This window comes from Paramaledivibacter caminithermalis DSM 15212, from assembly GCF_900142245.1.
GTDB classification, from domain to species: Bacteria; Bacillota; Clostridia; order Peptostreptococcales; family Caminicellaceae; genus Paramaledivibacter; species Paramaledivibacter caminithermalis.
In genome coordinates this window covers 40,892-57,286 of record NZ_FRAG01000013.1, presented here as the reverse complement: position 1 = coordinate 57,286, position 16,395 = coordinate 40,892, and the positions used below count along the sequence as shown (strand labels likewise).

The window sequence follows — 16,395 nt, the reverse complement described above, 5'->3', positions numbered from 1 at the left end:
AATGGATTTTAATATAAATAAAGTGGCAGTGTTAGGGGCAGGTGTTATGGGAGCTGGAATTGCAGCCCATATAGTAGGAGCAGGGATACCTGTTTGTCTATTGGATATAGTGCCTAGAGAATTAACTGAAAAGGAAAAGGCTAAGGGGCTGACACTAGATAGTCCTGTAGTTAGAAATCGTTTTGCACAGGCGGGAAAAGATAGAGTTACTAATCCTAAAAATAGAGCAATATATGATGAAGCCTTTGGAGATATGATTGAAGTAGGTAACTTTAGTGATAACATGGATGTGTTAAAGGATTGTGACTGGATTATTGAAGTTATCGTTGAAAATTTGGAAGTTAAAAAGAATTTTATGAAACAGATAAATAAATATCGTAGACTAGGTAGTATAGTGTCATCAAATACTTCTGGAGTATCAATAAATAAAATAGTAGGAGATATGCCTTTAGAGTTTAGACAACACTTTTTAGGTACACATTTCTTCAATCCACCTCGTTATATGAAGTTGTTTGAGCTAATACCTGGGGAGCATACTTTACCTGAAATAGTTGATTTTATGACTGAATTTGGTACTAAAAAATTAGGTAAGGGAGTTGTATTGGCAAAGGATACTCCTAATTTTGTAGGTAATCGAATAGGAACATATGCTATTGCTAATACGATACAGCTTATGGAGAAATATAGATACGACATACCTAAAGTAGATCAATTAACAGGTAATGTTATGGGTAGACCAAAGAGTGCTACTTTCCGTACTTTAGATATGGTTGGATTAGACATTTTTCATCATGTTGCTGAAAACGTTATCAATAATATAGATGATGAAGCAGAAAAGTCAGAGTTTAATGTTCCCAAATTTGTTGTTGATTTAATTGAAAATGGACAATTGGGGGATAAAACAAAACAAGGATTCTATAAGAAAATTAAGACAGAAAGGGGTAAAGAAATCCTTGTTTGGGATAGACAAAAAAAAGAGTATGTAGCACTAGTTAAAGAAAAGCTTGAAGCTATAAATGAAGCACTTAAATCATCTAATAAGTATGAGACCTTAGTTTATGGTAAAAGAGAAGAAAATAAATTTGCTTGGGAAGCTATTAAAAATGTCTTACTATACAGTGCTAGAAAGATACCAGAAATAACAGATAACTACAAAGAAATAGATAATGCTATGATGTGGGGCTTTAACTGGGAATTAGGACCTTTTGCTATTTGGGATGCAATTGGATTAAAGAAATCTGTATCAAGAATGAAGAAAGAAGGAGAGGTCATTCCAGAGTGGATTGAAGAAAGATTGGCAGCTAATAAGGTTAAATTTTATGATGAAGTTGATTTTGAGACTCCTTATATAACTATTTCATCGCCTAAAAATAATATTGTAAAGGATAATGGACATGCTGCTTTAGTTGATATTGGAGATGATGTTTTATGTCTACAATTTAAAACTAAAGGTAATACAATTACAGATGAAGTCATGGACATGATATATGATGCAGTAGAAGAAGTTCAGAAAAATTATAAGGGATTAGTAATTGGTAATCAAAGCAAAAATTTTTCAGCAGGTGCCAATTTAATGCTTGTAGGTAAATTAGCGTCTGATAAGAAATGGAATGAATTAGAGGACATGGTTAACAAGTTTCAAAGGGCTAATATGGCAATTAAATATTGTAAGAAACCAGTAGTTGTAGCTCCCTATGGAATGACTTTAGGTGGGGGGGCAGAAATAACTATGCATTCTCATTTTGTTTCAGCTCATGCTGAGACCTATATGGGACTTGTAGAAGTTGGAGTAGGCCTTGTTCCAGCTGGTGGTGGAACTAAAGAATTATTGGTTCGTAGTATAGAGAATCTAGGTAAGGTTAATAATGGAGAGATGCTTTCCCATATTAAAAAGGCTTGGAAAAATATTGCTACGGCTAAAGTATCAAGCAGCGGATATGATGCAATTAAAAATGGCTATATGAGAAAATGTGATAATGTTGTAATGAGCAAGGAATACTTGATAGATGAAGCTAAGGCAAAGGTCCTTTATTTAGCTGAAAGTGGATTTAGACCACTACAGAAAAATACAATTAAAGTATTAGGAACTAGTGGAAAAGCTTCATTACAATATGTCATAGATTTTATGCTAAAAGGCGGCTTCATCTCAGAATATGATGCCTATATTGCTGATAAGGTTGCTCACATTTTAACTGGTGGAGAGGTTCCCGCTGGCATAGATGTTACTGAAGAACAAATTCTTGAACTAGAGAAAGAAGCCTTTGTTAGTCTTTGTGGAGAAGAAAAAACCTTACAAAGAATTGGGCATATGCTTAACAAGGGTAGACCCCTTAGAAATTAATGGAGGTGACAGTAAAATGAGAGAAGCAGTTATAGTAGCCTATGGTCGTTCTGCAATAGGTAAAGCGCCAAAGGGAAGTTTAAGATATACTAGACCAGATGATATTGCAGCTCAAGTTATTAAAGGAGTTTTAAAGAAAGTACCACAGTTGAAGCATGAAGAAATAGATGATTTTGTTATGGGATGTGCATTTCCCGAAGCTGAACAGGGATTTAACGTTGCTAGAATTATTGCCCATAGGGCTGGATTACCAAACTGTATGCCTGCTCAAACGATAAATAGATTTTGTTCCTCTGGACTTCAATCAATAGCAATAGGAGCAAATAGCATTATGGCTGGTCAAACAGATATAGTAATGGCTGGTGGAGTAGAATCCATGAGTATAGTTCCAATGGGAGGAAATATTATTACACCAAACCCATATCTTATGGAAAATTATCCTGAGGCATATACTGCAATGGGATTAACAGCAGAAAATGTTGCAGTAAGGTATAATGTAACACGGCAGATGCAGGATGAGTTTGCTGTTGAAAGTCATAGAAGGGCAGCTAAAGCACAGGCTGAAGGAAAATTTGATGAGGAAATAATTCCTATAGAAGGTGTTAGACCTGTTACTAATGATGCAGGAATAGTAAAGAATGAAACCTTTATATTCAATAAGGATGAAGGAGTCAGACCAAATGCAACTATTGATGGTTTAGCAAAGCTAAAACCAGTTTTCAAAATGAAAGGATCTGTAACGGCAGGAAATGCATCGCAAATGAGTGATGGAGCAGCAGTGGTAGTACTTATATCAAGGGAAAAAGCAGAAGAACTTGGAATAAAACCATTAGCTGCGTTTAGATCATTTGCTTCTAAAGGTGTAGATCCTGAAATTATGGGAATCGGTCCAATTAAAGCAATTCCTAAAGCTTTAAAAATTGCAGGCTTAAATAAAGAGGATATACAGCTGTTTGAATTAAATGAAGCCTTTGCTTCTCAAGCTATAGCATGTATCAATGAGTTAGGTTTAGATAAAGAAAAAGTAAACGTAAATGGAGGAGCTATTGCATTAGGACATCCGTTAGGCTGTACTGGCTCCTTTTTAACCGCTAAGCTGCTTTCAGAAATGAAGCGTAGGAATAATAGATATGGTGTTGTGAGTATGTGCATTGGCGGTGGTATGGGGGCAGCTGCTGTATTTGAGCTTTTATAGAGCTCAAGTAATACTATTAATTTATACATATTCTAAACTCTTATAAGCACTGTGTATTTGTACATGTATAGATTAAGTTTTACTATTGGAAATCTATATAGATAACCAGTCTCAAAGATCAATAAATCAATAGTATGTGTCATAGCCCTGGGACATTGAAGAGATGCACGGGAGTGAAGCCTGCACCTAAGAAATATATGGCTTAGGTGCAGAGTTGACACATTAATATAAAAAATTAATATAAAAAAGGTGGGAATAAGAATGTCAATTAAATCAGTATTGTTAAATCCAAGTGAATATAATGTAAAACATGCTGACCCAAAAACCCATGACGCAATGATTAAAACTATAAAGTTTTTTGAAAATAAAGGCTTACGGGCAATAAGAGAAGATCATAAGGCTTATAGATGGCAGGAGGATTGGATAAAATATCAGGCAGAGCATAAAATATTTGCAACAATGTTAACTGCTAAAGGATATGGTGCAGATGACTCTCGTTTTGATTTAGCAAGAATTTGCGAAATGAGTGAGATACTTGCATTTTATGGTGAAGCTTATCAATATCCTTTTCAGGTTTCAGTGCTGGGTGTAGGACCAATTTGGATGAGTAAAAATGAGGAACAAAAAAAGGAATTGGCTGCTCAATTAGAAGAGGGACATGTATTTGCCTTTGGAATGTCTGAAAAGGAACATGGTGCAGATCTCTATTCTAATGAATGTACAATCAAACCAGTTGGTGATGGAAAATATGTTGCTAATGGTAATAAATACTATATAGGAAATGCTCAAATAGCACCTAAGATAACTACTTTAGGTAAAAATTCTGAAACAGGTGAGTGGACTTATTGGGTAGTAGATAGCAGACATAGGAATTATAAATATATAAAGGATATAGAAACTCCATCAATAGGGCAGGCTAGAGTTGGAGAATATGAAATGATAGAGTATCCTCTTACTGATAGGGATATTTTAAAGATTGGGGATGAAGCCTTTGCCGATGGATTATCATCAGTAAACATTGGTAAATTCCAGTTAGGCTTTGCAGCAGCAGGGATAGCTGCCCATGCATTTTGGGAAGCAATTACCCATGCAAATAGACGTGTTATCTATGGTAGAAAGGTTACTGATTTTCCACATATTAGATCATTTTTATCTGAAGCCTTTTGCCGTACCAATGCAATGAAATTATATGCACTTAGAAGTCTTGATTACTTCAGATCCATGTCTGAGAATGATAGACGTTACTTATTGTTTAACCCAATTCAGAAGATGAAGGTTACAACTCAAGGTGGAGATGTAGTTAGACTTATTATGGATGTTGTGTGTGCCAAGGGCTATGAAAATGAAAATTATATATCTGATGCCTATGGAACTATGGATTATCTATTTAGACTAGAGGGTACTGCCCATGTAAATATGGCATTAGTACTTAAGTTTATGAAGAATTATTTCTTTGGAAATATACATTATCCAGAAATTCCAATACGTGACGAAGCTAAGGACGATTCTAATGTATTTGCGCAAAGAATGGGTGGACTTAGAAAGGTTAAGTTTCCTGATTATAAAAAGGCATATGAAGGTGTAGAAATTCCTAACGTAAAAATATTCTTAAACCAAGTAGAAATCTTTAGAAAAATGTTGGCTGATGCTGCACCAGACGAGAAATTAGTTAAAAATATGGATTATATGCTTAACTATGGAGAGATATACACAATGATAGTATATGCTCAGCTCGTATTAGAAGGTGCTAAATTAAGGAATGTACACGAAGATTTGATTGATCAGATGTTTGCATTGTTTGTTAAAGATGTAAATAGATATGCATTAACCCAGTTAAATAGCCAAAATAATACTGAAGAGCAAGAAAAATTCTTAAAAGAATTAGCTTTGACTAAGCCTATTATAGACAAGAAAAAAGACATGAAGTTTTGGAAGGAATTTGTTGAAATTCTTGATGGTGCATATATAATGAATGGAGCTGTAATTGGTAAAGAATAATCTTAATTGAATAGACTCAATAGTGCAGAAAGACAAACTCCTATATCAGTGATAGGGAGTTTGTTTTTTTTAGATATAAATAAACGATGTTTATATTTTAGAAAGTAAATTGAAGGGATTGAACATATTGTATAGAATAATAGTAAATAAAAGTATAAATTCAAAATATTCAAAATATTATTACGGAGGATTGAAAATGATTTATTCTGACGTTAGCTGCAATGTAAAGAATACTTTAAAAAAGCTTATAAATTTAGATTTCGATAAAATAATAAAATCCGATTATTTTGCATTAATTACTATAACAAGATATGGAAGGATTTTAATAGACGGAGATATTAATTATTCAAATGTTGATAGTAGTGTATTAGCAAAGCTTTTACAAGGGAAAAGAAAGGAGTTATATATACTTGAAGAAGGTAAGATTTATAGCTTTAATGAAAATGGTAAAAAGCTAGATATTATTGTGGTTCCATTAAGAATGCAGGACAATTATAAGGTGTTTTCCATATGCTGTAGTTTGGATAAAGATTATACTGAAAGAGATTTATCTATAATGAAATTTGTTACAAAGGTCACTTACGAAAATGTATTATTAGATAATGAAGTTATAAAAGAAAGAAATTATTTACAAAATCTTTTTGATAGTGTAGATTCCTTTGTTATTGGCATAGATATAGATGGCAAGATAACATCTGCTAATAGAGGAACCTTTGGGATGTTTGGATTGGAGCCAGATAAAATTGTAGGTAGAAGCTATAGTGATTTTATTACAGAGGAAAATAATATTAAAATACAAAACACAATAGCGAAGGTAATAAACAAGAATAAGAGTTATAGTGGTAAGGAAGAAATTTTTTCAAATTTAAATCATGAAAAAATATATGTCAATCTCACTATTTCACCTATTAATAATAATAAAGAAGAAGTAGTTGGTGTTGTAATTATTGGAAGAGATGTAACAAAACAAAAGATATATGAGAGGGAGATAGAACAGATAAAGCAATTTGCTCTTTTAGGCGAGTTAGCAGCAGGTCTCGCCCATGATATTAAAAACCCCCTTATGAGTATTAGAGGCTGTGCTAGGATTTTAGAAAAAAAGCTGTCAAAAGATTATAAGTGTAAAGAGTTTATTGAACCTATTATATATGAAGTTGATAGAATAGATGAAAAAATAAAGCAAATGCTTTCCTATTCCTTTATAACGCAGGAAGAATTATATTCATTATTAGATATAAATGAAGTATTAGAAAAGTGCTTTAATGTTGTGAGTTTTCACAAAGAATCAAAGTATATAAATATAGAGAGGAAATTTTCAAAGAATTTACCACTTATAAGAGGAAATAATGTCCAATTGCAGCAGGCTTTTATAAATATTTTATTTAATGCAGTTCAAGCCATTGAAGTAGAAGGAACAATATATATAGAAAGCCATAATGTAGAGAAGGAAAAAAAAGTTTTAGTTATTATTTCTGATGATGGAAAGGGAATAAGCGATGATGAAATGAATCGGATATTTAAGCCCTTTTATTCTACTAAAGGTAGTGGAACAGGATTGGGATTATCTATTGTTAAGAGAGTAATAGAAAAATGTGGTGGACAGATAATAGTAAACTCTAAGTTAGATGAAGGTACTGAATTTAAAGTTTACTTACCTTACTAGGAATGAGGAGAGGATACTATATGTATATGAGGAAGAAGATACTTGTAGCTGATGATGAAGGGATTATATTAAAGATTATAAATGAAGAATTAATTAATGAGGGCTACGAAGTAGATACAGCTAGTGATGGAGAAGAGGCAAGTATAAAGATTAAGCAAAAAAAATATGATTTAGTTATACTTGATAATAAAATGCCTAAAAAAAGTGGTATTGAAGTATTAAAGGAAATTAAAGATAATAGACCCAATATAGTAGTTATTATGATGACAGCATTTGGTACAATTAATAATGCAGTAGAAGCTATGAAGCTAGGGGCCTATGACTATATAACCAAGCCCTTTGAGAATAATGATTTAATATATAAAGTTAAACAGGCATTTAAAGTTAAGGAAAGTATAATATATAAAGCCGATAGTAGGGAAGAAGAACCCCAATTAGTGGGGTCAAGTAAAGAAATTCTTGAAATAAAAAGAAAAATTGAGAAAATCAAGGATTTAGATACGACAGTATTATTGACAGGTGAAAGTGGGACTGGTAAAGGTGTTATAGCAAGGGAAATTCACAATTTAAGTAATAGAAGCAAAGCTCCTTTTATTCATGTGAATTGTGCAGTGCTGCCAGCCAATCTTATTGAAAGTGAGCTTTTTGGACATGAAAAAGGTGCTTTTACAGGTGCTAATGAAAGCAAACAAGGAAAATTTGAATTGGCTTTAAATGGAACTATTTTTCTTGATGAGATAGGAACCCTTGATCATAGCTTGCAGGCTAAGCTCTTGACTGTGTTGCAGGAAAAGAAATTTGAGAAAATTGGAGCTTCAAAAACCATTCCTCTAAGGGCAAGAATTATTGCGGCTACAAACGATAACCTTGAAGAGGCAGTTAAATATAGGAGATTTAGAGAGGATCTATACTATAGACTAAATGTTATTTCTATAGAATGTCCACCTTTACGATTTAGAAAAGAAGATATAGAAAAATTAGCACTATATTTTGTAAAGAAAATGAATACAAGATTGGGAAAGAATATAGAAAAAATTTCTCCAGAGGTTTGGGAGATATTTATGAACTATAATTGGCCAGGAAACATTAGAGAACTTGAAAATACCGTTGAAAGTTCAATAGCTTTATCAAATGGGAAGATATTATTAGCAGAGGATTTACCCCTTAGAATCAGAAAAAAAGTGGGTAGTTTAGATGAACCAACCAAGGAAGATGGACATAGCATCTTAGAAATTGAAGAAATTAAAGTTATAAAAAAAGCATTAGAAAGAAATAATGGACATCGTCAGAGAACAGCTAAAGACCTTGGAATATCTAGAAGAACACTTCAATATAAATTGAAGAAATTTGGATTATTATAAGAGGACAGCCTAGCTAGATATGATTTATTCTAATCGATCATATCCTTTTCTAAGTGCTACAAGGACTATGAAAAACATTGTATTATAGTAATTGAATATGATAAAATCTTCATGTATGTGAAATATCAATAATGGGGTGGTAACAATTAAGGGTAAATTATGTGAAATTATAGATAAAAACAGGGACGAAATAATTAATATTGGAAATGATATTTTCAGAAATCCTGAGTTAGGATTTAAAGAGTTTAGGACATCAAAAATAATGGTTACATATTTAAGAAATATAGGCTTAGATGTAGAAGAAAATATATCTGTAACAGGTATTAAATCGTCCCTAGGAAATAACGAAGGAATAAATATTGCTTTAATAGCTGAACTTGATGCTGTTCCAACACTTGGACATAAATATTCTACACAGGATAATGGAGCAGCCCATACATGTGCCCACTCAAATCAGATAGCTATTATGTTGGGGGTAATGAAGGCATTAAAAGAAAGCAATATGATGGACAGCTTAGGTGGGAAAGTAACATTGATAGGAACTCCAGCCGAAGAATTTACAGATTTTGAATATAGAAGAAGGCTAATAGAAGAAGGAAGGATAAACTTTATGTCGGGTAAACAGGATATGATTAGTAAAGGTGTATTTGATGATGTAGATTTAATTATATCCTGTCATACTATGGGAGGAATAAAAGAGAGGAAAGCAGATGTCAATTCATCCCTTAATGGATTTATATCAAAGAAAATAACCTACTATGGTAAAGCTGCCCATTCTGGTGCTGCTCCTCACCTAGGTATAAACGCTTTAAATGCAGCTACCATTGGTCTTACAGCAGTAAATGCTCAGAGAGAAACCTTTATGGATGAACATAACATAAGAGTACATGGAATAATCAAAGAAGGTGGACAAACCGTAAATACAGTGCCAGAAAGGGTTGTTATAGAAGCCTATGTAAGAGGAAGAACTCTAGAATCAATTTTAGATGCCAATTCCAAGGTGGATAGAGCATTTGAGGCAGGAGCCTATGCTGTTGGAGGAAAGTGCGTAATAGAGGATATTGCTGGATACATGCCATTTGAGCAATGTTTTGATTTATCAGAGGTCTTGAAACAAAATCTTAGCAGACTAATAGGTACAGAAAATATTTTTGATGGTCAAAAATCTATGGCATCGGGAGATATAGGAGATTTGGCAGCTATAAAGCCCACGATTCAGTTTGGTTTTGGTGGTTTTATGGGAAATGTACATGGGCCAGATTTTGAGATAGTTGATGAGGAAATGGCCTATATTGTACCTCAAAAAGCAATAATTATGACAATAGTAGATCTACTAGAAGATGACGGAAAGAAAGCAAAAAAAATTATTAAGAGTAATCCGTCAAAGCTTACAAAGGATGATTATATAAGGAACTGGCTTAAAAATAAATCTGTGAAGATGTTTCCACAACTCCAAAAAATTTAAAAATTCTGACTTGTTCAGCAAAGAATTTACAAATTGATTTAAATGTGATATTATTAGCATAGTTTGGCGAAAAAAGTATAAATATGTAGGAGGATGTAGAATGAAAAAGGTTTTATCTTTACTATTGGTTGTATCAATGATTTTTATTTTTGGTGCTTGCTCTGCTCAAAAAACTGAAACAAATACTGATAATTCAGCAAAAGAGGCAAATACTGAAGAACCAGCAGATGTGACAAAGATTGTGCTGTTGGTTTCAGGTTCATTGGGGGATAAGTCATTCCATGATTCATCACAAGCTGGAATGGATATGATTAAAGAGAAATATGGTGATAAAGTAGAAGTAAAAACAATAGAAATGGGTTCAGATAAGACTAAGTTTATTCCTACTTTAGAAGATGTTTCTGAAGAAGAATGGGATATTATCATAACAGGAACTTTCCACATGAAGGAGCCTGTAGAAGAAGTTGCTCCAAACTATCCTGAAAAGACTTACATATTATTTGATACCGCAGTAAGCTATGATGAAGTTGAAGGATTAGATAATGTATACTCAATTACATATAAGCAAAATGAAGCAGGATTCTTAGCTGGTGCTTTAGCTGCTCAAATAACTACTAGAACAGATGTAAAAAATATAAATGAAGAAAAGAAGATAGGTTTCTTAGGAGCTATGGATATACCAGTAATCAATGACTTCTTAGTTGGCTATATTGAAGGTGGTAAATATATTGATAAAGATATAAAGGTAGATATATCCTATATAGATTCATTTAGTGATGCTGCAAAGGGTAAAGAATTAGCATTAATTCAGTATCAAACTAAGGGTGTAGATATTGGATTCAATGTTGCTGGTAGAGCAGGATTAGGACAAATAGAAGCAGCACATGAGACAAATATGTATGCTATTGGTGTTGATTCAGATCAAGCTGAATTATTTGCTGACAATGAAGAAAAAGCAAATAAGATTTTAAGTTCAGCATTAAAGAGAGTAGATAATTCATTATTAAGAGCTGTTGATATGTACTTTGATGGAACTATTCCAACAGGAAAAGCAGAAGCAGTTGGTCTAGAGGAAAACGGAATTGGCATTGCTAAAAATGCTTACTATGAAAAGCTTGTACCACAGGATGTAAGAGAGAAAATTGAAGAGATTGAAAAAGAAATATCAGCAGGAAATATCAAAGTAAGCAGTGCATTTGGTATGGATAGTGAAACACTTGCTAAATTAAAAGAGTCTGTAAAATAAAACTCTAAGATATAGAAATCACGAGCCAGCTTATAGCTGGCTTTATTTATAATCGAAAAGAGGTGTATTAAATGTCAGAGATACTAAAAATGGATAAAATCACTAAGATTTATCCTGGCGGTGTAGTAGCCAATTATCAGGTCGATTTTTCTCTACAAGAAGGAGAAATACATGCTTTAGTAGGTGAAAACGGAGCAGGAAAATCAACACTTATGAAGATACTTTTTGGCATGCAAAAGCAAACTGAAGGTAAGATATACTTAAGAGGAAAAGAAATAAATATGAACTCTTCACAGGATGCACTTGAACTCGGTATTGGTATGGTTCATCAGCATTTCATGCTAGTACCAAGTTTAACGGTTGCAGAAAACATTGTTCTTGGTCATGAAATAAAAAAGGGAATATTCCTTGATAAAACAAGAGCCATAGAGGCTACAAAGGAACTATCTGAAAAATATAATCTTCCTATAAATCCTAAAAACAAGGTTCAAGATATATCTGTATCACAAAAGCAAAAGGTTGAAATACTTAAAGCCTTATATAGGGGAGCAAAAATATTAATACTAGACGAACCTACTGCTGTTCTTACACCTCAAGAAATTGAAGAATTGTTTGAACAATTGATGCTATTGAAAAAATCTGGACATACTATAATATTTATCTCCCATAAGCTCCACGAAATTAAGAAGCTTTGTGACAGACTTACTATTATGCGAGATGGTCTTTCAGTAGGTGTACATAATGTAAATGAAGTTTCAGAAGATGATATTTCAAGACTTATGGTAGGTAGAGATGTAAAATTAGAAATAGATAAGGCTAAGGCACAGCCTAAGGAAGTACTACTAAGAGTAGATGGAATTAATTATATAAATGATTTTGGTAAAGCTGTAGTTAAAAATGTCTCTTTTTCAGTTAGAAAAGGTGAAATTGTAGGTATAGCTGGAGTAGAAGGAAATGGACAATCAGAAATAATAGAGATCATAACTGGACTAAAAAAAGCTACTAAGGGAAAGGTTTTAGTTCATGGCAAGGAGATAAGCAATCTGAGTGTAAGAGAAATAAGAGAACTAGGTATGGCTCACATACCAGAGGATAGAATGCACACAGGTATAGCTCCTAATATGAGCATAGAAGAGAATTTTATATCTGAAAAATATAGGAGTGAAGAATTTAGTAAAAACGGATATTTATTAGATAATAAAAAGATAAGTGATTTAGCAAAAAGACTAATACGGAAATTTAATGTAAAAACAGACAGTGAAAAAACAGCTGTTAAAGGACTATCAGGTGGGAATATACAGAAAGTAGTAGTTGGTAGAGAATTTAGTTCTGATACGGATTTGTTAATAGTAAATCAACCAACAAGGGGTATAGATGTTGGAGCTATCGAGTTTATAAGAAAAATGATAGTGAAAATGAGGGATGAAGGAAACGCAATATTATTGGTTTCAGCTGATTTAAATGAAGTAATGACATTAAGTGATTCTCTCATTGTAATGAATAGTGGCGAGATAGTAGGATATTTCCCTGATGCAAGTAAAGTTATGGAAAAAGAACTTGGACTATATATGTTGGGAGTAAATAAACAATCAGAAGAGGAGATAAGGAGGGCTGTAAATGAGTAGTTTAAAATTAAGCACCAAAATTAATAAATATGATACTTTAAGAACAGTGATAGCTATACTTATAGCTCTGATAATCTCTGCAATAATTATTTTTGCAACCAGTGAAACACCTATCTATTCTATTAATAATTTTCTTTTTGGTCCCATACAGAAGCTTAAATACTTCTCCAATGTCCTTGAAATGATGATTCCTTTGACTTTTACTGGATTAGCACTTTGTATAATATATCAGTCGAAGCATTTTAGTTTGATTGCTGATGGCTGCTTTTTTATGGGAGCAATAGTAGCATCCTATGTTGCCATAAACTTTACATTGCCAAAGGCAATACATCCAGTAGTAGCCATGATTTTTTCAGGTATTATTGGGGGATGTATAGGGGTATTACCAGGCATCCTCAAGATAAAATGGAAGGCAAATGAACTAGTAACTTCACTTATGTTCAACTATGTATTTTATTTTTTTGGTTTATACATAGTAAATTACTATCTAAGGGATCCAGAGGCAAGTGTATTTGCATCCTATAGATTCAATAAAAGCTTTGCACTTCCAAGAATATTACCAGGAACAAGATTACATGCTGGTTTTTTAATAGCTATACTATTTATAATTTTAGCTTATATATACATATACAAAACTAAATGGGGATATGAAATACGTACTGTTGGCGACAACATAAACTTTGCAAAATACTCTGGTATAAATACTGCAAAGGTTATAATAAGCTCACAATTTATTGCTGGTGCTGTTGCTGGCATAGGTGGAGCAATAGAGATGTCAGGAATGTATAAGAGATTTCTCTGGGATGTTACTCCATCATATGCTTGGGATGGAGTTATCATTGCCCTACTTGCTAAGAATAATCCTAAATATGTACCTTTAGCTGCATTTTTCTTATCCTATTTAAGAATAGGTGCAGATATGATGTCTAGAAGGGCAGATGTGGATAATGAAATTATTTCTATTATACAAGCAGTTATGATACTTTTAATTGCAGCCGAAAGATTTTTAGCTTATTGGAAGCAAAGAGAAGAAAACAAATTAGCAAAAGAGAAATATCTAAATGCTAAGAAGGAGGTACAATAATATGGATTTGTTACTTAGCATGATTTTTAAGGATGCATTTTGGTTTGCAGTTATAAGATCTACTACACCTATACTTTTTGCTACATTAGGAGCGGTTGTAGCAAGCAGAGCAGGTGCTATTAACATAGGCATTGAGGGAACTATGCTGACAGGTGCATTGATGGGTGTGATATTTAGTGCATACACGCAAAATGTATGGATAGGACTTTTAGCAGCAGTTTTATCAGGGATTTTAGTAAGTATGCTTCTTGGATATTTTGCACTAAAGCTTAGGACTAACATTGTACTTACTGGTATAGCTATCAATATATTGGCTGCTGGAGGTACTGTGTTTTTACTTGCTGAGTTGACAGGAGACAAAGGAATATCTACATCATTAAATAGTTTAGTTTTGCCAAATGTTAATATACCTATAATAAACAGCATACCAGTAATAGGAAATATATTGTCGGGACACAATATACTTACATATGTTGCAATATTATGTATAATACTTATGCATATACTATTTAATAATATGTCCTTAGGGCTTAGAATAAAAGCTGTTGGAGAGTCCCCAGAGGCTGCTGAATCTGTTGGTATAGATGTATTTAGAATAAAATTTATTGCTTTGATAATAAGTGGCATATTTGCTGCATTGGGTGGAGCTTTCCTATCAATGGGCTATGTTTCTTGGTTCTCATCAGGAATGACTGCTGGGAGAGGTTTTATTGCATTAGCAGCTAGAGCCATAGCAGGCAATACCTCACTTGGTTCACTTTTTGCTTCATTTTTATTTGGATTTGCAGATACATTATCAAATTATCTTCAAGAATTTTCTATACCCGTTGAATTTATCCATATGACGCCTTATTTAGTTACTATAATAGGATTTATTGTAATCTCGATAATAAATGACAAGAAGGAATTAGAAAGAAAGAAAAAGCAAATGAATTAGAGCAAAGGAGAGTAGGAACAATGTCCTATAAATGTATTTACAATGGTACCATTATTACTATGAATGAAAATAGGGAGATTATGGAGTCTGGAGCTGTAGTAATAAATGGAACTGAAATATTAGAAATAGGTACTACAAGTGAATTATTAAACAAATATGATTATGATGAGAAGATAGATGCAAAAAATGGTATTATTATGCCAGGATTTATTAATGGACATTGTCATGTATCTATGTCTGTATTTAGAAGTCTTGGAGAAGATATACCCGATAGACTTACAAGGTATATGTTCCCATTAGAAGATATGCTTGTAGATGAAATATTGGTAAATATTGGAGCGAAGCTAAGTATTGCTGAGATGCTTCTTGGGGGAGTTACCACCTTTGTAGATATGTATTATTTTGAGGCTGAAGTTGCAAGGGCTGCTAAGGAATTAGGAATGAGAGCAATAGCAGGAGAAACAATTCTTGAAAAAATTGCTCCAGATACCAATGTTCCATATGGCGGAATAGAATATGCTACTAAGTTCATAGAAAAATGGAAGGATGATGAACTGATTATCCCAGCCTTTGCTCCACATGCAACCTATACCAATGATGAGGAACATCTAATTGAAATAAAAGAATTATCTCAAAAATATAATGTGCCAATACTCATGCATATATCTGAAATGACCTTTGAGATGGAAGGGTTTAAAGAAAAGTATGATATGACACCAGTACAATATCTTGATAAAATAGGTTTTTTGTGTGATAAAGTTATAGGAGCACATCTAGTATATACAAATGAAGAGGATATGGATATATTGCATAAAAATGATGTTGGTGTAATACATAATGTAGCTGCAAATGCTAAAAGTGGTAGAAAAGTAGCTCCAGTTCCTAAAATGTTAGAAAAAAAAGTTAAGGTAGGTTTAGGAACAGATGGGCCTATGAGTGGTAACCATCAGGATATAATAAATGTATTGGATCAATACACTAAAATTCAAAAAGTTGCTGCCAATAACAATAAAATTTGTCCAGCAATAGAAGCTGTTGAGCTTGGAACTATTGGAGGAGCAAGAGCTATAAAACTAGACAATATCATTGGATCGATAGAAGCTGGGAAAAAGGCAGATATAATAATAATTGAAACAAACACACCTAATATCCAGCCTATATATGATTACTATTCAGCCATAACCTATGCAGCCTATCCCCATAACGTTGTAATGACTATGGTAAACGGTAAGGTTGTCATGAAGGATAGAAAGCTCCTAACAGGTGATTTAGATAAAATAATTGCTGATGTAAAAGGGATGCAAAAAAAGATAAAAGAGGTTGCATTAGAGCTTGAAAGAAAGGCTAAATAAAGGTTTTGACTTTTTAAGGAGGTGGTTATATACTGCTTCCTTAAAATTTTTTATGGAAAAATTTATTCATTATATAGAAATATTGATAAAATAAAGGTATTCTTAATATAAGAGGAATGGTTTAAGAT

Annotated in this window: 11 protein-coding genes; all 11 read left to right on the top strand. The window is 32.9% G+C overall.

The features are described from left to right. The first annotated feature begins 1 nt into the window (after position 1). Positions 2-2,341: a 3-hydroxyacyl-CoA dehydrogenase/enoyl-CoA hydratase family protein gene (locus BUB36_RS07055; protein ID WP_073148455.1), complete on the top strand. Its 2,340-nt coding sequence runs from the start codon at positions 2-4 to the stop codon at positions 2,339-2,341. Further along, complete coding sequence (locus tag BUB36_RS07050) at positions 2,274-3,536, top strand: acetyl-CoA C-acyltransferase (RefSeq protein ID WP_330390444.1); 1,263 nt, start codon at positions 2,274-2,276, stop codon at positions 3,534-3,536. Before BUB36_RS07055 ends, BUB36_RS07050 begins: the two co-directional genes overlap by 68 nt. A 261-nt stretch (positions 3,537-3,797) precedes the next feature. After that, positions 3,798-5,534 carry an acyl-CoA dehydrogenase family protein gene (locus tag BUB36_RS07045; protein WP_073148451.1) on the top strand — a complete coding sequence of 579 codons (1,737 nt, stop codon included), beginning with the start codon at positions 3,798-3,800 and terminating at the stop codon, positions 5,532-5,534. 196 nt (positions 5,535-5,730) lie between these two features. After that, positions 5,731-7,197 carry a two-component system sensor histidine kinase NtrB gene (locus BUB36_RS07040; RefSeq protein ID WP_073148449.1) on the top strand — a complete coding sequence of 489 codons (1,467 nt, stop codon included), beginning with the start codon at positions 5,731-5,733 and terminating at the stop codon, positions 7,195-7,197. Between the two features lie 20 nt (positions 7,198-7,217). Further along, positions 7,218-8,558 (top strand): sigma-54-dependent transcriptional regulator, encoded by a 1,341-nt coding sequence (locus BUB36_RS07035; RefSeq protein ID WP_165613048.1) that lies wholly within the window; start codon positions 7,218-7,220, stop codon positions 8,556-8,558. A gap of 136 nt (positions 8,559-8,694) precedes the next feature. After that, positions 8,695-10,023, top strand: a complete 1,329-nt coding sequence (locus tag BUB36_RS07030; protein WP_073148447.1) for an amidohydrolase — start codon at positions 8,695-8,697, stop codon at positions 10,021-10,023. A gap of 100 nt (positions 10,024-10,123) precedes the next feature. Further along, positions 10,124-11,269 carry a BMP family ABC transporter substrate-binding protein gene (locus BUB36_RS07025; RefSeq protein ID WP_073148445.1) on the top strand — a complete coding sequence of 382 codons (1,146 nt, stop codon included), beginning with the start codon at positions 10,124-10,126 and terminating at the stop codon, positions 11,267-11,269. A 71-nt stretch (positions 11,270-11,340) separates the two neighbouring features. Continuing rightward, positions 11,341-12,894 (top strand): ABC transporter ATP-binding protein, encoded by a 1,554-nt coding sequence (locus BUB36_RS07020; protein ID WP_073148443.1) that lies wholly within the window; start codon positions 11,341-11,343, stop codon positions 12,892-12,894. Continuing rightward, positions 12,887-13,978, top strand: a complete 1,092-nt coding sequence (locus BUB36_RS07015; RefSeq protein ID WP_073148441.1) for an ABC transporter permease — start codon at positions 12,887-12,889, stop codon at positions 13,976-13,978. Before BUB36_RS07020 ends, BUB36_RS07015 begins: the two co-directional genes overlap by 8 nt. Before the next feature lies 1 nt (position 13,979). Further along, entirely contained in the window at positions 13,980-14,915 is a 936-nt protein-coding gene (locus BUB36_RS07010; RefSeq protein WP_073148439.1) for an ABC transporter permease, read from the top strand. A 20-nt stretch (positions 14,916-14,935) separates the two neighbouring features. Beyond that, on the top strand, positions 14,936-16,267 hold the full coding sequence (locus BUB36_RS07005) for an amidohydrolase (RefSeq protein ID WP_073148437.1): 1,332 nt from the start codon (positions 14,936-14,938) through the stop codon (positions 16,265-16,267). Positions 16,268-16,395 lie beyond the last annotated feature (128 nt).